At 69.8% G+C, this 22,486-nt stretch carries 18 protein-coding genes; 10 read left to right on the top strand and 8 right to left on the bottom strand.

Features of this window, described 5'->3' with window-relative positions; translation table 11 throughout:
* Positions 1–44 precede the first annotated feature (44 nt).
* Both LQ566_RS01005 and LQ566_RS01000 read left to right on the top strand, forming a co-directional pair.
* Positions 45–1,730, top strand: a complete 1,686-nt coding sequence (locus tag LQ566_RS01005) for a phosphotransferase (protein WP_231089681.1) — start codon at positions 45–47, stop codon at positions 1,728–1,730.
* 75 nt (positions 1,731–1,805) lie between these two features.
* Entirely contained in the window at positions 1,806–1,949 is a 144-nt protein-coding gene (locus tag LQ566_RS01000) for a hypothetical protein (RefSeq protein WP_231089680.1), read from the top strand.
* Between the two features lie 844 nt (positions 1,950–2,793).
* On the opposite strand, the gene LQ566_RS00995 is transcribed toward LQ566_RS01000, so the two are convergent.
* Together LQ566_RS00995 and LQ566_RS00990 are read right to left on the bottom strand one after the other, a co-directional pair.
* On the bottom strand, positions 2,794–6,309 hold the full coding sequence (locus LQ566_RS00995) for an ATP-dependent DNA helicase (RefSeq protein ID WP_231089679.1): 3,516 nt from the start codon (positions 6,307–6,309) through the stop codon (positions 2,794–2,796).
* The gene (locus LQ566_RS00990; protein WP_231089678.1) at positions 6,306–9,608 is read right to left on the bottom strand and encodes a UrvD/REP family ATP-dependent DNA helicase; all 3,303 of its coding nucleotides are present in this window, start codon (positions 9,606–9,608) and stop codon (positions 6,306–6,308) included. Before LQ566_RS00990 ends, LQ566_RS00995 begins: the two co-directional genes overlap by 4 nt.
* A gap of 146 nt (positions 9,609–9,754) precedes the next feature.
* On the opposite strand from LQ566_RS00990, the gene LQ566_RS00985 reads away from it, so the two are divergent.
* Both LQ566_RS00985 and LQ566_RS00980 read left to right on the top strand, forming a co-directional pair.
* Entirely contained in the window at positions 9,755–9,979 is a 225-nt protein-coding gene (locus LQ566_RS00985; protein ID WP_231091348.1) for a DUF3107 domain-containing protein, read from the top strand.
* Position 9,980: 1 nt separating this feature from the next.
* Positions 9,981–10,271, top strand: a complete 291-nt coding sequence (locus LQ566_RS00980; protein ID WP_231089677.1) for a hypothetical protein — start codon at positions 9,981–9,983, stop codon at positions 10,269–10,271.
* A 60-nt stretch (positions 10,272–10,331) separates the two neighbouring features.
* Here the strand turns inward: LQ566_RS00980 and LQ566_RS00975 are convergent, their stop codons facing one another.
* Positions 10,332–11,045 (bottom strand): ferritin-like fold-containing protein, encoded by a 714-nt coding sequence (locus LQ566_RS00975; RefSeq protein WP_231089676.1) that lies wholly within the window; start codon positions 11,043–11,045, stop codon positions 10,332–10,334.
* 201 nt (positions 11,046–11,246) lie between these two features.
* Here LQ566_RS00975 and LQ566_RS00970 point away from each other — a divergent pair, with 201 nt between their 5' ends.
* Positions 11,247–12,713, top strand: a complete 1,467-nt coding sequence (locus LQ566_RS00970) for a DEAD/DEAH box helicase (RefSeq protein ID WP_231089675.1) — start codon at positions 11,247–11,249, stop codon at positions 12,711–12,713.
* 59 nt (positions 12,714–12,772) lie between these two features.
* On the opposite strand, the gene LQ566_RS00965 is transcribed toward LQ566_RS00970, so the two are convergent.
* Together LQ566_RS00965 and LQ566_RS00960 are read right to left on the bottom strand one after the other, a co-directional pair.
* The gene (locus LQ566_RS00965) at positions 12,773–13,636 is read right to left on the bottom strand and encodes a DUF817 domain-containing protein (RefSeq protein WP_231089674.1); all 864 of its coding nucleotides are present in this window, start codon (positions 13,634–13,636) and stop codon (positions 12,773–12,775) included.
* A gap of 119 nt (positions 13,637–13,755) precedes the next feature.
* A complete protein-coding gene (locus LQ566_RS00960) occupies positions 13,756–14,634 on the bottom strand; it encodes a PHP domain-containing protein (protein ID WP_231089673.1) in 879 nt (292 codons plus the stop codon).
* Positions 14,635–14,707: 73 nt separating this feature from the next.
* Between LQ566_RS00960 and LQ566_RS00955 the strand changes: the two genes are divergently transcribed.
* Entirely contained in the window at positions 14,708–15,727 is a 1,020-nt protein-coding gene (locus LQ566_RS00955) for an endonuclease/exonuclease/phosphatase family protein (RefSeq protein ID WP_269142842.1), read from the top strand.
* 39 nt (positions 15,728–15,766) lie between these two features.
* The gene (locus LQ566_RS00950; protein WP_231091347.1) at positions 15,767–17,173 is read left to right on the top strand and encodes an aminopeptidase P family protein; all 1,407 of its coding nucleotides are present in this window, start codon (positions 15,767–15,769) and stop codon (positions 17,171–17,173) included.
* 63 nt (positions 17,174–17,236) lie between these two features.
* Here LQ566_RS00950 and LQ566_RS00945 read toward each other — a convergent pair whose 3' ends face one another.
* Together LQ566_RS00945 and LQ566_RS00940 are read right to left on the bottom strand one after the other, a co-directional pair.
* On the bottom strand, positions 17,237–17,911 hold the full coding sequence (locus LQ566_RS00945; protein WP_231089671.1) for an alpha/beta hydrolase family protein: 675 nt from the start codon (positions 17,909–17,911) through the stop codon (positions 17,237–17,239).
* The gene (locus LQ566_RS00940; RefSeq protein WP_308070742.1) at positions 17,908–18,903 is read right to left on the bottom strand and encodes a YflT domain-containing protein; all 996 of its coding nucleotides are present in this window, start codon (positions 18,901–18,903) and stop codon (positions 17,908–17,910) included. Before LQ566_RS00940 ends, LQ566_RS00945 begins: the two co-directional genes overlap by 4 nt.
* 150 nt (positions 18,904–19,053) lie before the next feature.
* On the opposite strand from LQ566_RS00940, the gene LQ566_RS00935 reads away from it, so the two are divergent.
* Genes LQ566_RS00935 through LQ566_RS00925 form a run of 3 tightly spaced genes read left to right on the top strand, consistent with a single transcriptional unit; the run spans position 19,054 to position 22,003 of the window.
* Positions 19,054–20,340, top strand: a complete 1,287-nt coding sequence (locus tag LQ566_RS00935) for a magnesium transporter (protein ID WP_231089669.1) — start codon at positions 19,054–19,056, stop codon at positions 20,338–20,340.
* Positions 20,340–20,885: a DUF1003 domain-containing protein gene (locus LQ566_RS00930; RefSeq protein WP_231089668.1), complete on the top strand. Its 546-nt coding sequence runs from the start codon at positions 20,340–20,342 to the stop codon at positions 20,883–20,885. Before LQ566_RS00935 ends, LQ566_RS00930 begins: the two co-directional genes overlap by 1 nt.
* Positions 20,882–22,003, top strand: coding sequence for an Mrp/NBP35 family ATP-binding protein (locus tag LQ566_RS00925; RefSeq protein WP_231089667.1), 1,122 nt, complete (start codon positions 20,882–20,884; stop codon positions 22,001–22,003). Before LQ566_RS00930 ends, LQ566_RS00925 begins: the two co-directional genes overlap by 4 nt.
* Positions 22,004–22,015: 12 nt before the next feature.
* Here LQ566_RS00925 and LQ566_RS00920 read toward each other — a convergent pair whose 3' ends face one another.
* A complete protein-coding gene (locus tag LQ566_RS00920; RefSeq protein ID WP_231089666.1) occupies positions 22,016–22,459 on the bottom strand; it encodes a twin-arginine translocase TatA/TatE family subunit in 444 nt (147 codons plus the stop codon).
* Positions 22,460–22,486: the final 27 nt, after the last annotated feature.

Below are 22,486 nucleotides of genomic sequence, written 5' to 3'. Positions count from 1 at the left end.
CGTGGCGTGTGCTGGGGCCGCGATGGCCGACCTACGCTGAGCACATGGCACGCTCTCCTCTCACTCTAGCCGCGGCGGCCACGGCCGCAGTCCCCGGAGTCGAGATCGTCGGCACCACGTCGTTGTCGGCGCACGGGGAGGGTCGTAACGACTCCGCCGTCGTCACCCTCGCGGATGGAACCCGAGCGGTGGTCCGTCTCCCCCGCGATGAAGCCGTCGACGTGGAACTGGCTTCGGAGGCGCTCGCCCTGCGCGCCCTCACCGACGGCGTGCGCGCCCTGCTCGGTTTCGAGGTGCCGCGTTTCCTCGGGGTCGGGCCCCTAGACGGTCGTCGGGTGTTCGTCACATCGTTCGTTCCGGGCTATCAGGTGGACGCGGATGAGATTCCCCCGGGTCGCGGCGTTGCCGCATCCGTGGGTGAGACCCTCGCGGCCGTGCACGCTCTTCCTGCATCGTTCGTACGCAACGCCGGCCTTCCCCACCGGAGCGCTGAGCAGGTGCGACAGGATGCGCGGCGGGTGCTTGATGAGTCGTCCGCCACCGGGCGTGTGCCCGTGCGGCTCATGGTGCGGTGGCGCGACGTGCTGGATGACGACACCATGTGGCAGTTCGAGCCCGCGGTCACCCTGGGCGGCGCCGCGGCATCGGCCTTCGTCTACGAAGACCGCGACGGCGTGCCGACCGTCTCGGGCGTGGTCGACTGGCACGCGCTCCAGGTCACCGATCCGGCGGTGGATCTGCAGTTCCTGATGTTCGCGCCGGATGCCATCGACTCGGTGCACCAGTCTTATGTCGCCGCCTCCCACCGGGCACCGGACGAGATGATCCTGGCGCGCGCTCGTCTGCACTCCGAACTCGATGTCGCGCGGTGGCTGCTGCATGGCCAGGATACCCGGGAGGCGAACGTCGTCGATGACGCTGCCGCCATGCTGGACACCCTCGCGGAGGACGTCCGCGACGACGACCTCCGCCCCCGCACCGCGAAAGCCGACATCGACGACGCTCTCGCCGCCCTCCGCACCGTGCCGCAGCCGACATCACACGGCGTAGACACCTCCATGCACACCGACACGTACGACCCCGCCGACCTGGACTTCCTCGGTGCGAAGGCCACCGAGACGTCGGCGCTCGCCGGCGGGTTCTTCGCTGACGACCCCAACGCCACCCAGGCGCTGGATCCGTCGTACTACGACGACGGGCGTCGACGTGTCGAGGCCGTCGAGATCACGGACGAGGATGCGGATCCCAACGCCACCCAGGCGCTGGATCCCTCGTACTACGACGATGAACGCGTCCGCGTGGACCGGGTCGACCTCGGCGACGGGGCGGAAGTCGCCGGGGAGTGGTCCGATTCGGCGAGCGCCGATGTCCGGCACGTCACTGATCCCGCCGCCCCGAACGCCGCACAGGTCTTGCCGCCCTCGTTCTCCGATCCCGGTGGTTCGTCGCCATCGCTTCGGGATTCCGGCCCTCAGCCGACTCCGTCGACCGCCGACGACATGCCGTCAGCCTCCGCACTGGCTCCCGTCTCAGACCACTCCCCCGTCACGGGCAGCGTCGCGATGGTCTCCGACGATGAGGTCCTGACAGACGCACGCGAGGAGAACAAGCTCACCGACTCCGGTCCGCTGATCTTCCCGGCCGACGCCGCCGACCGCGTGTCGCGCGATCTGGAGGAGGCGGAACGCGCCGCCCAGGCGGCCTTCCGCCGCTGGGCGCAAGAGGACTGACCTCGGCGAGAGCGCGGGCGTCCTGTCGTCCCGGCGCCGCCAGCCGCGTGTCGCGCGATCTGGAGGAGACGGAACGTGCCGCCTTCCGCCGCTGGGCACAAGAAGACTGACCTCGGCGAGAGCGCGGACGTCCTGCCGGCCGACACCGCCAGCCGCGTGTCGCGCGATCTGGAGGAGACGGAACGTGCCGCCTTCCGCCGCTGGGCACAAGAAGACTGACCTCGGCGAGAGCGCGGACGTCCTGTCGTCCCAGCGCCGCACGGCCTCACCGTGATCTCGGCGTACGCCTGCCGACGAGTCGCGCGCCGTCGCGACGCGCCCCGGGACGTCGCGTTCCCGAGTCCGCCTGATCGGTGCCCGGCGGTCACTTCCGCGTTCTCCAGGACCGGCGCGGCCCTGCCGATGCGCGCGGCGGGGACGTCGCCCGGGAAGATGCTGTCGTCAGCAGTCGCGGTCCCGTCAGCAGAGGCTGCGGCGCCATCGGTGAAGGTTGCCGTGCCGTCAGCGAGGGCCGGCGTGCCATCGGACATTGCGATGCCGCCAGAGACGCCGAGGCTGTCAGAGATGTCGGCGCTGTCAGAGATGTCGGCGCTGGCAGAGATGTCGGCGCTGTCAGAGACTGCGATGCCAGCGGATGGGACGGTGCTGTCAGACACGCCAGTGCCGTCGAGACACAGCGATGCCGGCGGACCCCCCGTGGCATCAGCCACACCCGTGCCATCAGACACGACGATCCCGGTGGAGATGTCGGTGTCATCAGTCGCGCCGGTGCCGTCAAGACACGGCCATGCAAGCGCACGCGCTGGTGAAATCCGACGCGCACGTGCCATCAGACGCACTCGTGCCGTCAGATGCGCCCGTCCCAACAGGCACGACGATCCCGGCGGAGACGTCGGTGTCATCAGTCGCGCCGGTGCCGCCAAGACGCGGCGATTCCGGAGAGGGAACCGTGCCATCAGAAGCACCGGTGCCAACAGACGCGCCGGTGCCAACAGACGCGCAGGTGCCATCAGAAGCACCGGTGCCATCAGTCCCGCCGGTGCCGTCAGTCGCGCCGGTGCCGTCAGGACACGGCGATACCGTCTGACACCCCCGTGCCGGCGGACGCGGCGCTGCCGTCGGCGGACGCGGCGGCGGCCTCGTCCCACAGCACCGCGAGTTCCTCCTCGGTGTAGACCTGTTCGGGGCGCAGCACCAGATCGTGACCGACGTAGAACAGCGCGACATCGATGTCTTCGAGCGGAATGCCCCGCGCGTGGTGGTAGGCCACCCGGTAGTGTGCCAGCTGCAGCAGGCGCTCCTGGCGCTCACGCGGCGTAGCCGGGGGTCGCCCGGTCTTCCAGTCCACGATCTCGATGCGCCCGCCACGGTCCTCACGCCGGAACACCGCGTCGAGCTTGCAGATCATGATGTGCTCTCCGCCGGCCGGGGTGCGCATCACATAGTTCACCTCGCTCTCGACTTCCAGCGGTCGCAGCCCCGCCCATTCCGAGCGGAGGAAGTTGCGCTGGTGGCGGGCGAGTTCCGAATCGTGCTCCGCCTCGGCGTCGGGTGCCTCCACAACGGCCTCGGGCGGATCAGCGTCGAAGCCGACGTGATCGGGCGCCGCGACCAGCACGCTGTCGCCCGCGTACTCGTCGTCGCTCTCCCACAGTGTGTCGTCCAGCGAGGTGCCAGACCCCACCATCTCGTAGAGGTGCTCGATCCAGGCGTGGAAGTCCGTGCCGATCCGGGTCTGCGGATAGGGGCGCTCGGGCAGCGGCCGCACGAGAGCGTCCGTCGTGCGCCGGAAGCCCGTGACGTAGTCCTTGAACATCGACGCCGGAATGCGTGTCGGAGCCGGGGCCACCGGGATCAGAGCACGCAGTTCGCGCTCACGAAGGAGCCGGGCGAGCTCGGGAGAGGGCTGCGCCGGAGGGGTGGCTGCCACGAGAGCCGCTGCCTCCTCGACGACGGCCCGCCTGCCCCCGAGAGCGTCCAGCGGCCACGACATCGTGCGGCCACCGTGCTGCACGGGGTTCTCGCCTTCAGCACGTTGCGTCGGCAGTTCGTCGGCGCCGATGGCCTGCAGCATCGTCTGCAGATAGCGGCTCGGCACGCGAGCGCGCGTCTGACCGCCCCACGCGGCACCCGTGAGCAGCAGGCGTGAGCGGGCACGGGTGACGGCGACGTAGGCCAGGCGGCGCTCTTCCTCCTCCTGATATGCCTTGTTCGCCTTCTTGAAGTCATCGATCGCCCTGTTGATCTGTGTGCGCGTCGTGCCCTCGCCGGTCGGGATCACGAGTTCAGGAAGGGCGTCCCTGTCACCGCGGAAATCGAAGGGCAGCGTCCCCAGAGAGAGCCACCCCATGGTGGTGCGGGGACTCTTCGGCAGCTCGTCCTCCACGAGGCGCACGACGGCTGCGGCATCCCACTCCAGCCCCTTCGCGCCGTGAATGGTGAGGAGCTGGACCACGCCCGGCTGCGGCGGCTCCGGTCGCGGCATGAGCTCGTCGGTGTCCTCCGCGTGGGCAAGCCAGGCGAGGAGGCTGCCGATCGTGCCGCGCTCGTCGGCGTCGAGGAACGCGCGCACCTCGTCGCCGAACGCGCGGAGCTGCGTGGACGCGATGCGCGCCGGGCCGCGGGACTCGTTCGCTGCCAGTTCGACGTCCAGTCGGAGCTCCGACTCGATCAGGCGGATGAGTTCCGGGGCGGACTGCCCGCTGGAGCGCCGGAGCCGATCGAACATCTCCCCCGCTTCCCGCAGACGTTCTCGTCCCGACGCGGTGAACTCGGAGAGCAGCGGATGGTCGGCACGCAGGGAGCGGATGACATCCAGAGCGTCGATGATCGACAGCTGCTCATCGGCGCCCGCAGATCCCCGCAGTCGCGCCAGCATCTCCTCCGAGAACCGGGTGCCATCTGCACCGCGCCGCGACAAAGTCGTGGCGAGGGCGTGCAGCGCGGCCATGTCGGCCACGCCGATCGCGAAGCGTGGCCCGACGAGGAGGCGGATGAGGGATGAGCCCGCTGCGGGATCGTGCACTACGCGCAGCGCCGCCACCACGTCGGTGACCTCCGGTGTGGAGAGCAACCCGCCGAGGCCGAGGATGCGGTGCGGGATTCCTCGCCTGTCGAGCGCGTCGGCGAACAGCTGCATGTGCTTCTTGGCGCGAAACAGGATCGCGCCGGTGTGCTCGCGCTCGCCCGCTGCGGCACCGTGCTCCGCGCGCACCCGCGCGAACCATTCCGCCACCGCGTCGGCCTCGTCGTCGATCGTCTCGGCCCAGACGTGGTCGACGATCCCGTCATCGGCTCCGGGGCGCGGTTGCAGTTCGCCGACCTCGAGACGGCCGGGCCCACGCAGGGGGCCGAGCAGGGCGTTGGCCGACGCCAGGATCGAGACGTCGTTGCGCCAGCTGATCATCAGTTCGTAGGTGTGGTGCGCGACCTCGCGCGAGAAGGCCGATGCGAACGCGTCCAGATTGTCGGCGCTCGCACCGCGCCAGCCGTAGATCGACTGATGCGGATCGCCGACGGCCATCACCGCGTGATCCCGGAAGATCGAGGACAGCAGCTGGGTCTGCAGGACGGAGGTGTCCTGGTACTCATCCAGCAGCACGACCCGGTACTGATCTCGCAGTTCGGCCGCGATCTGCGGACTCGTCTCGATGATCTCCAGCGCACCCGACACCTGATCGGCGAAATCCAGCACTCCCTGGGCCTGCTTCGCGAGAGCGTAGTCCTGCGCGAGGCCGGCGATAATCGGCAGTCCGCGACCGGCGGCCCAGGCGTTCTCCGTGTTGGCGGGCGTGACGTCCGTCTTGATGTACGGCTCCAGTCGATCCGCGAACGCGGTGCCGTATGCCGCGACTTCGTCCAGGTCGGCTCGGTTGTCCAGCGCGTCGCCGGCGAGCTTCTGCACCGCATCGATCATGGTGGACAGTGCGTTGTCGCGATCCGCGAGCCGCGGATCGGCACTGCGGATGACGACGGAGCGAGCCAGCAGCCAGGAACCGGATTGGCTGAGCAACGACGCCTCCGCGTCGCGTCCGATTCGCGCCGCGTGTTCGCGGACGATCGCATCCGCGAAGGCGTTGTACGTGGCCACTCGCGGCCGCAGCAGCTCATCACCGGTGATCGAATTGCCCGCACTGCTTCCCTCAGCGCCATACCGCCGCGCCAATCGGTCCAGGAGGGCGGGCAGCTCGTCCGCAGGCGTCTGGGCGAGCACTCCCGTTGCGATGATCTCCTCGAGATGCGGCAGCAGACCGCGGCGGCCGAACGCGTCGATACGGTGAAGGCGCGTCATGATGCGCTCCGCCAGCTCACCTGCGGCCTTGCGCGTGAAGGTGAGGCCCAGGACCTCGTCTCGGCTCACGTGGCCGTTGGCGACGAGCCACACCACGCGGCCGGCCATGGTCTCGGTCTTTCCCGATCCGGCGCCGGCCACCACGAGCGCCGGAGCGGGAGGCGCCTCGATCACCTCCTGCTGCGCCGGTGTCGGTGTGGGAAGGCCCAGGGCCGCGGCGATCGTGGCCGCGGATAGCCCCCGGCCCCCCGGCCAGCCGGTACCGGCTGGAGCGTCCCGGTGCGTCATGAGGCGCTCACCGCCTTGACCGTGTGGATGCCGCAGATCGCGAAACGATCGACTCGGCAGTGCTGATCGATGTTGGCAGTGAACGCTGACGAGGCCATGCCGCGGGCATCGGTGATCACGCGTTGCACGAAGGCATCCGCGGTCTCGGGACCGAGCGGGGCCTGGTGCGCGACGCGCCAATGTGTGCCCTTGAGCGTCTGGCTGAGCACGAGCAGTCGGGCCCCCGCCGCCTCATCGGGGTGGGCTCCCGGAATGGCACCGGCGCCCACCGCGAGCTGATAGGCGGCCAGCTGCGCATCGTCCTCGACCAGCTCGTTGCGCACCCGGCTCTCGCTGCGGCCCGTCTTGAGGTCCACCACGATGGCGCGCGCGGCGTCCGGACGATCCGGATCCTGCGGGATGTCCTCGCCCGCACCCGGCGGGTACACCTCCACGCGGTCGATGCTGCCCCGCAGCAGCGCATACGGGATGCCCTCCGGCAGCGCCGGCCGTTCTGCATCGAGGGGCCGCACGATCACATGCTCCGTGCCTGCCTCCTCGTCGAGCGGGATCGCCAGCTCGAACGGCGCCTCAGCCCCGACGCGCTGCGCTCCGAGAGCGCGGAAGCGCTGCAGATACAGGTGCAGTCGTTCGACCAGCGTGCGGGCCCATCGCCGCTCCTTGACGGAGAGCCACTCCGCCTCGAACTCAAGCTCGCCCCACCTCTCATCCACCACGCGCTGCAACTCGGCGAGATCGCCGTCGGCCACCTCCTCCATGGCGGCGTGCAGGATGGTGCCGAGGCCTTTCGAGGAGGTTCGCGTGTCGCCGCCGAGCGACCGGATGGCCCAGTCCACGCCACACGTCTCGAAGTTCTCCATGCGCGACGGCGATACCGGGATGGGTGCCTGATCCGGATCGCGCAGCGGCGCCGAGCTCGACGCGGGGAGGAGTCCGTACCATTGCGCGGGCGACGCGCCGGGCACGCCCGCTGCCGCGAGGGCGCCCAGCTGCCCCGCGGCGGCGATGCGCTGCGCCGCGGGGGTGGTCACGGACGTGAGGTCACGTCGATAGCGCGCGACCAGGCCCCGGAGCGTGAGTGGATGGCCTCCCGCTCGATCGTCGTCGGTGCGGCCCGGCTCCGGCAGGAATCCGAACAGGGCGCTGGGGCCGGTGTCGTCGTCATCCACGGCCGTGACGAGCAGGTGCGTCCGCGCCCGTGAGACGGCGCGGACGAACAACCGCAGTTCGTCATGCAGCGCCCAGCGCCGTCGTTCCGAGACGGGAGGCGCGGCCGTCGAGGAGTCGCCGGCGCGGCTGGCGACGACCGCGTCCGCCAGCAGCCAGCTGTCCAGCAGGCCGCCGCGCAGACGAACGTTCGGCCAGACACCCTCCTGCACCCCCGCGATGACGACCGCGTCGAACTCCGTGCCAAGTGCGGTGGCCGGGGTCATGACGGCCACCGTCTGCGCGCTCTCCGGTGACGCCAGGGTGTCTTCGGGCACATCGCTGCCAAGCAGGTTGCGGATGAAGGCGGCCGGGTCGGCGTCCGTGCCGCGCTCCACCGCACGCTTCGCGGCCTCGAACAACGCCACCAGTGCATCGAGCGCGCGCCCGGTCTCGGCGGCGAAGGGTCCCGGGGTGGTGGCGATGCGCCGCCAGGCATCCGCCAGACGCTCACCGGCTCGACGCGAACGGTCCCAGATCAGCCACAGCAGCTCGTGCACCGTCTCGCCGCGCTGATGTGCCTCGGCCACGCGCGCGAGCGTAGTCGCGAGCCGCTCCGCCGCGGATGCCTCAGCTCCCTCCAGCAGCCCGAACTCGAGCGGATGCTCGAAGGCCGACCGCAGCAGCTCCCCCGCTGCCGTGGTTCCCCCCGCCGCGAGTTCCCGATGCCGCAGCGCTGCGCGCAGACGACGCAGCCCCACCGCGTCGAGACCGCCGAAGGGTGACAGCAACGCGCCCGCGAGCGCCTCCGGATCACGTTCTTGCGGGGCCTGGATGCCGAGTTCCAGCACTTCGAGAAGCTGGCGGACGACCACCTCGCGTCCGAGTGGGCGTTGCACGCCCGCCGCGCGGGTCGGCACCTCGCGCGCGGCCAGCTCCGTCTCCAGCGACGCGACCTGGCGGGTGTCGTGAGCGATCACCGCCATGCGGGCCCACTCCACCCCGCGGACCAGATGCCAGTCACGGAGCGTGCGGGCGATCGCATCGGCTTCTTCGTAGGGGCTGGCCGCGATGAGCGCGCCGACTCGATCATCTGCGAGCTCGTCGCCCGGGGCCCGACGGTGCTCGACTCGTCCGCCCACGCCAATCGCCTGGGTGATCGTGCGGATCAGCCGGGAGATGGCCGGTGTCGCGCGGTGAGGCTCGTCGAGGACGTGGACGTCGCCGAGCAGAGCGGCCAGCTGCGCGAACAGCTCGGGTGTGACACCGCGAAACGCACCCGATCCGATGTCGGGATCGCCGAACGCGACCACGGAGACCCCTCGAGAGCGGAGTGCCTCGATCAGGCCGATGGCGCCCCGGGTGAGTTCCTGGGCATCGTCGATCAGCACCGTCTTCAGCCGGGCGACGGGACCGAGCGCCGCCAGCGCGGCGGATCCCGCAGGCGCGGCGCGCACGATCGCTGCGGCCTCGGCCAGCAGGTCGGCCGCATCACGATGGGCAGCGCGCATGCGGGCCGTCACATCGCGATAGTCCGCGATGAACCCCGCGGCAGCCGTCCACACCGGCCTCCCCCATCGTTCGCCCAGCACCGACAGTTCGTCCGGTGCGAGGCCGAGCTCCGTGCACTCGTCGATCAGCGTGCGCAGCTCCGAACGGAACGCCTTCGCGTTGCGGGCTGCGGCAGGAAGTTCCCCGGGCCAGCGCTGGGGACGCACGCCCTCCTGCGCATCCTGCTCGTCTCCATGCAGCAGATCGGCCACGATGCGGTCCTGGTCGGCGCCGGTGAGCAGCTGCGGCGCGGGGCGGCCGTCTCTGACCATGGCGGCGCGGACGATCTGGAAGGCGAGCGACCCGAGGGATCGGGCCAGGGCACCCGGCGTCGCGCGACCGACGGACAACCCGAGCTCATCGCGCAGACGGGTGGCGGTGAGGCGCGACGGCGTGAGCACCAGGACTTCGTCCGTGCCTCGCTCCCCCGTGGCGAGCAGCCGACGGGCACGTTCGAGGAGAGTCGCCGTCTTGCCGGTACCGGGAGCACCGATCACCACGGCATCGGCATCGGCCGGCAGCGCCACCACTGCACTCTGGCGAGGATCCAGCTCGAGAGCCGCCGCCGGGCGCGCCGGCGTCGTGGAGGTGTCCGTGCTCATGTCACCACGCTAGCGGGAGGCTCGGACACCACCGCCCGGGTGCCGTGCTCGGACGCGTTCGCCCTGAGCGTGCACGCGACGCGACATCCGACCGGTGCCATAGGCTGTGGATGTTCGCCCCTTCCGGGGCAGAGGAAGGACACAACGTGGAGATCCGCATCGGCATCGCCAACATCGGTCGCGAGCTCAGCTTCGAAACCTCCCAGTCTGCGGACGACGTGCGAAGCGCCGTCTCCGAGGCGTTGGAGTCGAAGGCCGCGTCCGTGAACTTCACCGACGACAAGGGCAACGCCTACATCGTTCCCACGGCGTCGCTCGCGTACATCGAGATCGGCACCGAGGAGTCGCGCCGCGTCGGATTCGTGGCCTGACATGTACGTCCTCCTGGCCGTCATCGGCGGCATCCTGCTCGGTGCCGTAGCCCACGCACTCGTCCCCTCCCGCGGGTCGCGCGGTGTGCTGGTGGGCGGAGCATTCGGCGGCGCGGCTGCGGCGATCGTCTACACCGCGCTGACCTGGTCGGGGGTGGCGGAGTCCAGTGTGTGGATGTGGGTGGCCAGCCTCGGCGCCGCGCTGGTGGTCGCCGTCGCGGGCACCCTCGTCCTCACGCGCCTTCGTCTCTCACATGACGCCGCGGAGGACGCGCGCCTCGGCATCGCCTGATCGCCTCATGACGAAGGCCCGCACCTCGGGGTGCGGGCCTTCGTCATGAACGCGTGGGCATCAGGAGGCGAGCCCGAGCGCGTCCATGCGCTTCGCATGGCTCGCCATCAGAGCCGTGAACACCGGCTCCACCTGCTTCTCCTCGTCCGAGTCCAGGCGTGCAGGACGCAGGGCCGCCCGCGCGACCAGGAGGGTGTCGCCCACCAGGCGCCTCCCCCACAGAGACAGCAGCCAGCGCCACTCGTCGTCGGCGGAGATGGTGTGACGGAGGATCTCCGCGATCGCCTCGCGGTCCGGATCCGCGCCGAGGATGCGGACCACCCGTCGCCCCGTCTCGCCGTAGCTCGAAGCCAGTGCGATGTAGAAGTCGTCCAGCATCCCCGCGGTGATGTGCACGGACAGCATCGTCTCGCGCGGGCGCTTGCCGATCGTCTTCCAGCGGAATGCGTCGAGTTCCTCGCGGAACGGGAGCATCACCTCGGTGGGCACCTCGCCGCGCGAGGTGATCACATCGCACAGCCCCTGATGCTTGGTGAGCGCCGCTCCCGCAGCCTTCGACAGCGCTTCCTTCTCCTCCAGATCGGGGGTGTTGCGGATGAGCCGGCTGAGCGTCTCGAAGTATCCCAGCTGCAGGTACGCGGCCTGCCCCAGGAAGGTGTCGATGTCGGGGGCAAGCTCGGAGAAATCGACGCGCTGCGCATTGCCCAACTCGTCACGCCCGCGCAGCAGCAGGGTGCGCCCGGCGGGTCGCCGCTTCCAGAACCAGTTCACCACGCGCCCAGCCTACTGGGAGTGCCGCCGGGCACACGGAACGCGGCATCGCCGGGCACGAAAGCGCGTCTTCCGGGGCTCTGCCAGCACCCTCCGGTAGGCTGGACGCGCTCCGGCGTCGGATCGGAGCGCCGCGCCTGTGGCTGAGAGAAGGGCGTGGAACCTTCATCCCGGCAGACTCACTGCCAGACAGGCTCGAAAAAAGTGACAACTTTCGCCGATCTCGGCGTCGACCAGGACATCGTCGATGCCCTGAGCGCCAAGGGCATCATCGATGCGTTCCCGATCCAGGAACAGACCATCCCGCTGTCCCTGCCCGGGCAGGACGTGATCGGTCAGGCCAAGACCGGAACAGGCAAGACCTTCGGCTTCGGCATCCCGGTCGTCCAGCGCCTCGGTCAGGACCCGGCGCCCGGTGTGAAGGCTCTCATCGTCGTTCCTACACGCGAGCTCGCGGTGCAGGTCTACGAGGACATGGAGCTGCTGACCTCCAACCGTTCCACCAGCGTCGTCGCCATCTACGGCGGCAAGGCGTACGAGGGGCAGATCGAACAGCTGAAGGCCGGTGCACAGATCGTGGTGGGCACCCCGGGCCGGCTGATCGACCTGGCCGGTCAGCGCCTGCTCGATCTGTCGCAGGCGACCGAAGTGGTCCTCGACGAGGCGGACAAGATGCTCGATCTGGGCTTCCTCCCCGACATCGAGAAGATCTTCCAGCGCGTCCCCGCGATCCGTCACACGCAGCTGTTCTCCGCGACCATGCCGGGTCAGATCGTTGCGCTGGCCCGCCGGTTCATGAGCAACCCGATCCACATCCGCGCCACCGATCCCGACGAGGGCCTGACGCAGGCGAACATCAAGCACGTCATCTACCGCGCCCACTCGCTGGATAAGGACGAGATCATCTCCCGCATCCTGCAGGCCACCGGCCGGGAGAAGGTCGTCATCTTCACCCGGACGAAGCGCGCCGCCCAGAAGCTGGTCGATGAGCTCGGCGACCGGGGCTTCAACGCCGCCGCCGTGCACGGCGACATGAGCCAGGAGTCGCGGGAGCGTTCCATGGCCGCGTTCAAGGCCGGCAAGCGCGACGTGCTCATCGCGACCGATGTGGCCGCCCGCGGTATCGACGTGGACGATGTCACCCACGTCATCAACCACACCATCCCCGACGATGAGAAGACCTACCTGCACCGTGCAGGTCGTACGGGTCGTGCAGGTCGCACGGGCACCGCGGTGACCTTCGTCGACTGGGAGGACCTGCACAAGTGGGCCCTGATCAACCGCGCGTTGGAGTTCGGTCAGCCCGAACCGACCGAGACCTACTCGTCGAGCCCGCACCTGTACACGGATCTGGACATCCCGGAGGGCACCAAGGGCCGCATCGTGAAGGCACCGGCGACCGCCACCGTGCGCACGCCGCGTCGATCCGACTCCGCCGCGGGTGAGGGACGCTCCGGTGAGGGACGCACGCGTCGCCGTCGCCGCAGCGGCGGCTCGTCCGCGGAAGGGGCCACCACGACGGAGACTCCCCGTGCCGAGGGCACCGGAACCCACGACGGTGGCGGATCCGAGCATCACGACGGGAACGCACCGGCGCGCCGTCGCCGCCGCCGGCGGCGTCCCGGTGGCGGCGGTGCCACGGGCGGCGCCCCCGCTGCTCCCGCGTCCTGAGCGCTCTCAAATTCTGACGCTCTCGGATCCCGCCGTGCTCGCACGGCGGGATCCGTCGTTCATGGTGCCGGGCGCGTCACGGGCGGTCTCGGCGGGTACACGAAGGTGACGAGCACCACCGAGATGATCATCAGCAGTCCCCAGCTGGAGAGCTTCGACAGCGACACCAACTGCCATCCGTCGGCCTGATCGGGGTACTGCCAGGCGCCGAAGCGCGTCCCGATGTTCTCCGCGATCCAGATGAACAGCGCCACACCCAGGAACACGGGAATGAGAGGAAGGCGGATCGTGCGGCGCCAGACCCGCGCATGCATCACGGTCGCGCCCCACAGCAGCACGACGATCGCCGTGAGCACCCAGCGCAGATCCCAGATCCAGTGGTGGGTGAAGAAGTTCGCGTAGATGGCCGCGGCGACGACGGCCGTGGCCCACACCGGCGGGTACCGGACGAATCCGAGATCGAAGAGCCGATACACGCGCACGAGATACGAGCCGACCGCGGCGTACATGAACCCGGAGAACAACGGGACCCCCGCGATCCGCAGCACCCCGCCCGCGTCGTACTCCCATGAGCCGACGTCCGTCTTGAAGAGCTCCATCACCGTTCCCGTGATGTGAAAGAGCACGATCACCCACACTTCGCGTCCCGCCTCCAGCCTGGTGGCGAGCATGACGATCTGGATGGCGATGGCGATCAGGGTGAGCAGATCGTTACGCGTGAGCGGCAGGTCATCGGGGTACAGGACACGCACCAGCATGATGGCCAGCAGAAGTGCGGCACCGAACACGCACGCCCACGCCTGCTTCGCCACGAAAACCGCGAACTCCACCGCCACGCCCCGCCAGCCGGTCCGGGGCGCGCGCGCCAGCAGCCGGCGTGCACGGGAGTCGATCCGGGCTTCCAGCCGCGTCGGGTTCAGCACCCCGCGACCCTAGCGCACCGGTCCGGGAGACGGCCTGGGGGGACCTACAGCCGGCGGAAGGTGCGACAGCCGATGGCGTCCGAGGGTTCGGGCCGCTGGGTTACGGCGCCGGGCGGGCGCTACAGCTCGGGCGGGTACACCGGTGTGGTGCCTGAGCCCTCGCTGATGATGGCCGCCACGTTCTGGTCGGTGGTCGTGTTCTCCCCTGGGCGGTTCGGCTTGCCCGTCCCGTGGTAGTCGCTGGACCCGGTCACGATCAGCCCGTGTCGCTGCACCAGTGCGCGCAGCGCGCGCTTGCCGTCGGCGGTGTTCTCCCGATGATCGATCTCGAACCCCGCGAGACCGGCGGCGATGAGTTCCTCCAGCACGGGGATCGGGAGCATTCCGGCGCGGCCGTGCGGCGCCGGATGAGCCATGATCGGCACGCCCCCGGCATCGCGGATGAGCCTCACCGCGTCGCGCGGATCCGGCGAGTAGAGCGGGACGGTGTACCCGGTGCGCGGGTGCAGGATACCGGCGAACGCCTCCTCCCGGTCGCGCACGATCCCGCGAGCGATCAACGCATCGGCGATGTGCGGCCGTCCGATCGTCGCATCCTCCAGGCGCTGTGCGAGCACGTCGTCCCAGGTGAGCGCGTAGTCGGCGGCGATGTTGCCGACGATGCGCTCGGCGCGTCCGAGCCGGTCCGCGCGGATGCGCTCGGTCTCGGCGAGAAGATCGGCGTCATCCGGGTCGAACAGGTAGGCGAGCATGTGGATGCTCTGCCACTGGAATCGTGTCGACAGCTCCATCCCCGGGATCAGCGTCATGCCGAGCTCGCGGGTCCGCGTCGCCGCTTCACTCCATCCGGTCGTGGTGTCGTGGTCGGTGAGCGAGACGGTGCGAAGTCCGTGCGCGTGCGCCGCGGTGATGACATCGGCCGGGTGCTCCGTGCCGTCCGAGCGCGACGAGTGCAGATGCAGGTCGGCGGGACCGCGGAAGCGCGCGTCGGTGGTCATCCTCTGAGCGTATCGCGGGCCTGCGCGGACCGTTCTCTCAGCAGCGCACCCTAGGCTCGAAAGCGTGTTGCGAATGCTCGGTCTGCTGATCACGGTGTGCGCCGCGATCGCGACGGCGATCGTGACGTGGCCGCAGTTCTTCCACCTCGAACGCACCTTCCCCTTTGCGCAGGCCGTCGCATCCCGTGGCCTGCTGGCGGTCGTGTTCGTCTGCGTCGCAATCGTCGCACTGCTGCTGTCGTTCGCGAAGTCGATCCGTGGCTTCGCCGCCTCTCTCGCGATCATCGGCATCATCGGTGCCGGCGCGAACGGCGCGATCCTGGCCGTGCGGGGTTTCGGCACGCAGGCGCTGCCGGAGAAGACCGCCACCAGCCTGCGGGTCATGGCGTGGAACACCGCCGGTGAGGCGACGCCGGCCGACACCATCGCGGAGACGGCGGTGGCCATGGATGCCGACATCGTCTCCCTGCCCGAGACCGCAGAATCCGTGGGCGAGCGCGTGGCGGTCGCGATGCGCGATCTCGGACGCCCGATGTGGGTTTTGCACGTCTCGTTCAACCAGACCGACTACGAGGGACCGCAGGCGTGGGAGACCACGATCCTCATCTCCCCGCAGCTCGGCGACTACTCGGTGATCCAGTCGTCGGAGGACGGCACGAGCAACACCGGTTCGCTGCCGAGCGCAGTCGCCATGCCCGTCGACGGTGATGGACCCACGATCGTCGCTGTACATGCAGTGGCACCCCGTCCGGCGCAGATGGCCGGCTGGGAGAAGGATCTGCAGTGGATCGCCGATCAGTGCGCTGACGGGAACGTGATCCTCGCCGGCGACTTCAACGCCACGATGGATCACATGGCCTCCCTGGGCACGGGAGATGGTCTCATGGGCCAGTGCACCGACGCCGCCGCGGCCACGGGCAATGGCGCGGTGGGCACATGGCCCACCGGCATCCCGGCCCTGGCCGGTGTGCCCATCGACCATGTGATGACTTCGAAGTCCTGGAAGCCGACAGGCTCCGTGGTGCTGCGCTCGCTGGATGATTCCGGCAGCGATCACCGTCCGCTCATCGTCCAGCTGGAGCCGGCAGGCTGATCCGTGCGCACCCCCTCGTGAGAGGATGGATGCATGAGCATGACAGGTGACGAGGCCTCCGTGGCCGAGAGCGAGACTCCCGCAGTCAGCAACCGCAAGCAGCCGTTCCCGCAGGGGTTCCTCGACACCATCTCCACGGGGTGGGCCGAGCGCGAGGAAGCTCCCGCGCCCGCTCGCGAGCAGGCGGCGTACGCCGCCCGGCGCCGCGCAGCCGTGTCCGCGGCGTTTCCCGGTAAGCGGCTGGTGATCCCGGCCGGTGGCGTCAAACAGCGCAGCAACGACACCGACTACCCGTTCCGCGCGCACTCCGCCTTCAGCCACCTGACCGGATGGGGCAGCGACTCAGAGCCGGACTCGGTCCTGGTCCTCGACTCCGCCGAGGACGGTCACACGGCCACGCTGTACTTCCGCGAGCGCGCCGATCGCACCACGGCGGAGTTCTACTCGGACGCATCGATCGGAGAGTTCTGGATCGGCCCGCGACCCTCGCTGGGCGCCGTGGCGGTGGACCTCGGGCTGGAGACGGCGCATGTCGACGCCTTCGAGCCCCGCGACGGCGATCTGGTCGTCGAGGAGGATGACAGCCTCACCTCCTTCGTGTCGGAACTGCGATTCGTGAAGGACGAGTACGAGATCGCGCAGATGCGTGAGGCCGTCCGCGTCACCGCCGACGGTTTCGACGACATCATCCGTGAGCTGCCGCGCGCGATCGCGCACGCAAAGGGCGAGCGGGTCGTGGAAGGCGTCTTCCACCAGCGCGCACGCACCGACGGGAACTGGGAGGGCTACGACACCATCGCAGCGTCCGGCGCCCACGCCACATACCTGCACTGGACGCGCAACGACGGCGCTGTCCGCCCGGGCGATCTCATCCTGGTGGACGCCGGCGCGGAGCTGGACAGCCTCTACACCGCCGACATCACTCGCACGCTGCCGGTGTCCGGCACGTTCACCGACATCCAGCGCAAGATCTACGAGGCGGTTCGCGAGGCTGCGGACGCGGCGTTCGCCATCGTGAAGCCGGGGATCCGCTTCCGTCAGGTGCACGAGACCGCCATGGCCGTGATCGCCGCGCGCGTGGCGGAATGGGGCCTGTTGCCGGTCACCGCCGAAGAGGCGCTGGATGCCGATCGTGGCGGCCAGCACCGGCGTTACATGGTGCACGGCACCAGCCACCACCTCGGCATCGACGTTCACGACTGTGCGGCGGCCCGGCGCGAGATGTACTACGACGGCACGATCGAGGAAGGCATGGTGTTCACCATCGAACCCGGCCTGTACTTCCAGGCGGACGACCAGACCGTGCCGGCGGAGTACCGCGGCATCGGCGTGCGCATCGAGGACGACATCCTCGTGACCGCCGACGGGGCGGAGAACCTCTCCGCTGCCATCCCGCGCACGGCCGACGAGGTCGAAGCCTGGATCGCTCGCGTGCAGCGAGGCTGATCCGCTCTCACGACGACGCCCGCGCGAGATCTCCTCGCGCGGGCGTCGTCGTATCGCGACGTGTCAGCCGAGAACGAAGTCCCGGACGATCGATGCGAGCTCGGCGCCGATCACATCTGCCGGGCGCTTGTTCCCCTTCACCTCGAAGCCGTGCGTGCCCCCTTCCACCCAGTGCAGACGGGCATCCGAGCAGGCGGACACCGCCTCCTCCAGCTGGGCGTGCGGATCGACGAACGGATCGCGGGTGCCGGAGATGAACAACTGCGGCTGCGCGATCTTCGAAAGGTGCTCCGCTCGCGGAGATTCAGGCTTGCCCGGTGCGTGGAGCGGGTAGCCGAGATAGACCAGTCCGCTGGTGGCAAGGCCGTCGGCGACCGCCATAGATGCCATCCGCCCACCGTAGGAGCGCCCGGCGAACCAGACGGGGCCTGTGAGGTCGGAACGCGACCGGACGTGAGCTGCCACGGCGCCCCACGTGGCCAGGGCGTGCGCGGCCGGGCCCGGCATGCGCCGGCCCGCCTCGACGTAGGGGAAGTTGAACCGTACGGTGGCGATGCCGCCGGCCCGCAGCGCCGTGGCCAAGCCGACGAGGAAGCCATGGTCCATCGTGGATCCCGCGCCGTGAGCGAGGATCATCGTGGCGCGGGCGTCGGGCGCCGGCTCGACGGCGATGTGGACCTCCACCTCCGCCCCGGTGGGCAGGAGCACCGGGACGGTGTCCGCGACGCCCGACGTCACGATGTGCGCTCGCCGGAGCCGTTCGCCGTCCCCTCGTCGCCCGATGTCCGAGCGTCGGCGTCGTCCCGCGAGGCGTCGCCGTACGCAGTCGTCGCATCGTCCCCTTCCGAGACGGCGTCCGCTGCGGGACCGGAGTCCGCGACGGGAGAGATGTCCACGGCAGAGCTATCGTCCGCTACCGGAGCCGCGTCCGCCGCAGCGACGGTGTCCGCAGCGGGCGTGGCGTTCTCGGACCCCCCTGAGGCGGGATCCACGCGCACGCCGAAGCGCGGCGGCTCCTCCGGACGCGGCGCGACGGGCGCCGGTGCGGGTGCTGCCGGCGGCTGGGCGACGGCGGGCCGCGCCGACGGGTCGATGCGCACGCCGTAGCGAGGCGGTTCGTCCGCCGGCGAGGGGCGGGACTGCGGTGCCGCAGGGGGCTGGGCGGCGGGGCGCGGGGCGCCCACAGGGGCGGAAGGATCGATGCGCTCACCATAGCGGGGCGGCTCGTTCGTCGTCGGGGTGGCAGGGCGCGTCGGCGGCCGATGACCGCCGGGGGCCGTACCGAGCACCTGGCGGGCCTTGTGAATGCTGGTGGGCATCACCGTCACCTCGTAGTGATCAGCGACCACCTGCATGACGCTGGCGTAGTCCCGACGGCGCCGGATGAGCGTGTACGCAATGATGCTCATGAGCATGCCGAGCGCCACGCCCACCACCATGCACCCGAGGAACAGTTGCATGAGGTTCTGCTCGGCGCCGAAGGTGAACACCAGCGAGAAGATCAGACCGAGGAAGATGCCGTTGACGGCACCCTGCCGGGCCGCCGTCGCGTAGCCGAGTCTCCCCGTGACGCGCTCGATCGATCGCAGGCCGCGGCCGACGATCGCGATCTCCCGTGCGGGGATCTCGGCCTGAATGAGCGCAGACACCGCCTTCTGCGCTCCGGTGTACTCGGGGAAGGATCCGACGACCTCGCCGACCTCCGTACTGCCGCCCAGGGGGCCCATCATGCTCACTGGTCTGCCTCTCCTCCGTCAGCGTTCCGTGATCGGCCGGCGCCGCCTCGCGGCCGTCGCGCCATCACCGAACTCGCTCCCCATTCTCCCACGCGCACCTATCGATCCCCCGGGTGCCCAGCTTTCGGCGACTACGCTGAGAGCGTGAGTACTCAGCGGGTTTTCGTCGCGCGCCTGCACGGCTGCACGGTCTTCGACCCCTCCGGCGATCGTCTCGGCAAGGTCCGCGACGTCGTCGTCGTGTACCGAAAATCCGACCCGCCCCGCGTCATCGGCCTGGTCTGCGAGATTCCGGGGCGCCGTCAGGTGTTCCTCTCCATCGGTCGTGTCACCTCCATCTCGCAGGGACAGGTGATCACCACCGGCCTCATGAACGTGCGCCGCTTCGAGCAGCGCGGTGGCGAGGTTCGCGTGCTCGCGGAGCTGGTGGGACGACGCGTAGACATGGCTGATGCATCCGGCAGCGCGGTCATCGAGGACGTGGCGATCGAGCGCAACCGCATCGGCGAGTGGGGCGTCACCCAGCTCTTCCTGCGACGTCCCAAGACCAGCGCGTCGCCGTTCGCGAAGGGCGCCACCACGTTCGCCACGTGGGGGCAGGTGCGCGAGCAGCACCGGCCCGGCGAGGCGCAGTCGGCCGAGCAGCTGGTGGCCTCGTACTCGGAGCTGAAGCCCGCCGATCTGGCCAACACGCTGCTTGATCTGCCCGAGACCCGCATGATCGAGGTCGCCGAGGAGCTCCCGGACGACCGCCTCGCCGATGTGCTGGAGGAGATGCCCGAGGACGAGCAGATGCACATCCTCGAGCAACTGGGCGATGAGCGCGCCGCCGACATCCTCGACCAGATGGAGCCGGACGACGCCGCGGATCTGCTCGCGCAACTGCCCGAGGGACGTCTGCAGCATCTGCTGGAGCTCATGGAGCCCGAAGAGGCGGAGGACGTGCGAACCCTCCTCCAGTACGGTCCGGACACCGCGGGCGGTCTGATGACCCCCGAGCCGATCATCATGTCGGCGGAGGCGACGGTGGCAGAGGCACTTGCCCTCATCCGCCGCCACGAGCTGCATCCGGCGCTCGCCGCGGCCGTGTTCGTCACGCTGCCGCCCTACGAGACCCCCACCGGGCGGCTGCTCGGTGTGGTGCATTTCCAGCGGATGCTGCGCTATCCCCCGCACGAGCGACTCGGAGCCATCCTGGATGATCTGGAGCCCGTGCAAGCGACGGCGTCGGCGACGGAGGTCGCGCGCATGCTCGCGTCCTACGACCTCGTCTCCCTGCCCGTGGTGGATGCCGCGCACCGTCTCGTCGGAGTGGTGAGCGTCGACGACGTGCTGGACTACCTCCTGCCCGATGACTGGCGCTCTTACGACGAAGAGGAAGCCACCGGGTCGATTCCCGTGGTCCGCCCTGCTCCGGGACAGAGCGCATGATGGCCCGCGACAACGCCCTCGACTCCCCCGCGCGCCGCGGGCGGGCACAGCCCAAGCAGTCTCGCGACCGGTTCGGCCGCTTCACCGAGTGGATCGCCCGGGCCATGGGAACCCCCACGTTCCTCGCCCTGCTGACGCTGTTCTGTGTCGCATGGATCGCGTGGAACTCGCTCATGCCCGCAGGCGTGCGCTTCGACGAGGTCTCCAACGGCTTCACCGCGCTGACACTGGTCCTGAGCCTCCAGGCGTCCTACGCGGCACCTCTCATCCTTCTCGCGCAGAACAGGCAGGACGATCGCGACCGCGTGCAGATCGAACAGGACCGGCAGCGCGCAGAGCGCAACCTCGCCGACACGGAGTACCTGGCCCGCGAGGTGGTGGCACTACGGATGGCGATGACGGATCTGGTGGAGCAATCCCTCTCACGGGATGTCCTGCGGCAGGAGCTGCGCACGCTGCTGGCTGAGCTCGACGACCGGGCCGCGCTGGAGACGGGAGAGCGCCCCGCGACTGACGGCGGCGCAGCGAAGAAGGAGTCACGGTGAGCCTCGCCGAACAGGTGCGCATCGCCGTCGGCGGTGTGGTGGACCCCGAACTGCGGCGGACGCTGGCCGAGCTCGACATGCTGCGCGAGATCACTGTCACCGACACGACCGCCCATGTCGGCATCGCCCTCACCATCGTCGGCTGCCCGGCCGCGACGCGGATCGAGCGCGACGTGCGCGACGCCGCCGCTCGCGTGCCCGGCATCGGCGCCGTCGACGTCGCGGTCGGTGTGATGACGCCCGATGAACGGCGCGCCCTGACGGAGCGGCTGCGCGACGGCCGGCCGGCACGCACGATGCCGTTCGGTCCGGACTCGCTCACGCGGGTGATCGCCGTCACCAGCGGCAAGGGCGGTGTGGGCAAGTCCACCGTGACCGCCAATCTCGCCGTGGCCCTTGCGCAGCGCGGGCTTCGTGTCGGACTGGTCGATGCCGATGTGCACGGCTTCTCGATCCCCGGTCTTCTGGGTGTACCCGCCGGCACGACTCCCACCCGCATCGACGAGATGATCCTGCCGCCGGTCGCCCACGACGTGAAGGTGATCTCCATCGGCATGTTCCTTCGCGAGGGCGAAGGCGCGGTGGCCTGGCGAGGTCCGATGCTGCACCGCACGGTTCAGCAGTTCCTCACCGACGTGCACTTTGGCGACCTCGACGTCCTTCTGCTGGACATGCCCCCGGGCACCGGTGACATCGCCATCTCGGTGGGCCAGCTGCTCCCGGGTGCCGACGTCCTCGTGATCACCACGCCCCAGCCCGCCGCCGCAGAGGTGGCGGTGCGCTCGGGCACGGTGGCACGCCAGACCGGTCAGCGCGTGATCGGCGTCGTCGAGACGATGGCGCCGATGAGGCTGCCCGACGGCCAGGAGTTCGCGATGTTCGGCTCCGGGGGCGGACAGAGCGTGGCCGCGGCGCTGAGCCTGCCGGATCAGCCCGTGGAACTGCTCGCCTCCGTGCCGCTGAGCGTCGCGTTGCGCCAGGGGGGAGACGCGGGCGAGCCCGTGGTCGTCTCCGACCCCGCCGACCCGGCCGCGGCCGCGATCATCGCGCTCGCCGAACGGGTGGCGACACTCGGACGCGACCTCGCGCACCGCTCCCTGCCGTTCCGAACGGCCTGACCGCCTCTGCGCTCAGGTGGCTTCGGCGTCGTAGGGCGGGATCTCCCCCGCCGCAAGCCGGTTCGAGGTGCGCGGTGTGGAGCGGGTGAACAGTGCGCTCGCTCCGCTGGAGTGCGGGCTGGGCGGCGTTGCCGAGGCGCTCGTTGCTGCGGCGGCCGCTCCGGCGGTTGCGACGGCGGCCGTGGGCGCCGGTGCCATGACGTCATCCAGCAGCGCCTCACGGATGATGCGCCGCGGATCGTACTGACGAGGATCGAGCTTGCGCCAGTCCGTCTCGGTGAATTCCGGGCCCATCTCCTCCGCCGCGCGATCCTTCACGCCGCGGATCACCTCGCCCGCCTTCTTGATGAGCCGGGCCAGTCCCTCCGCATAGCGCGGGAGCCGCTCCGGACCGACGAGGACCACGGCGATCAGCGCGATCACCAGCAGCTTGTCGGGCCCCGGGATGAAGTTCATGGATTCAGATTACCGGTCGCGCCTCAC

The sequence above is a fragment of the Microbacterium nymphoidis genome, assembly GCF_021044885.1.
GTDB classification, from domain to species: domain Bacteria; phylum Actinomycetota; class Actinomycetes; order Actinomycetales; family Microbacteriaceae; genus Microbacterium; species Microbacterium nymphoidis.
This window is presented reverse-complemented; position numbering and strand designations above follow the sequence as displayed.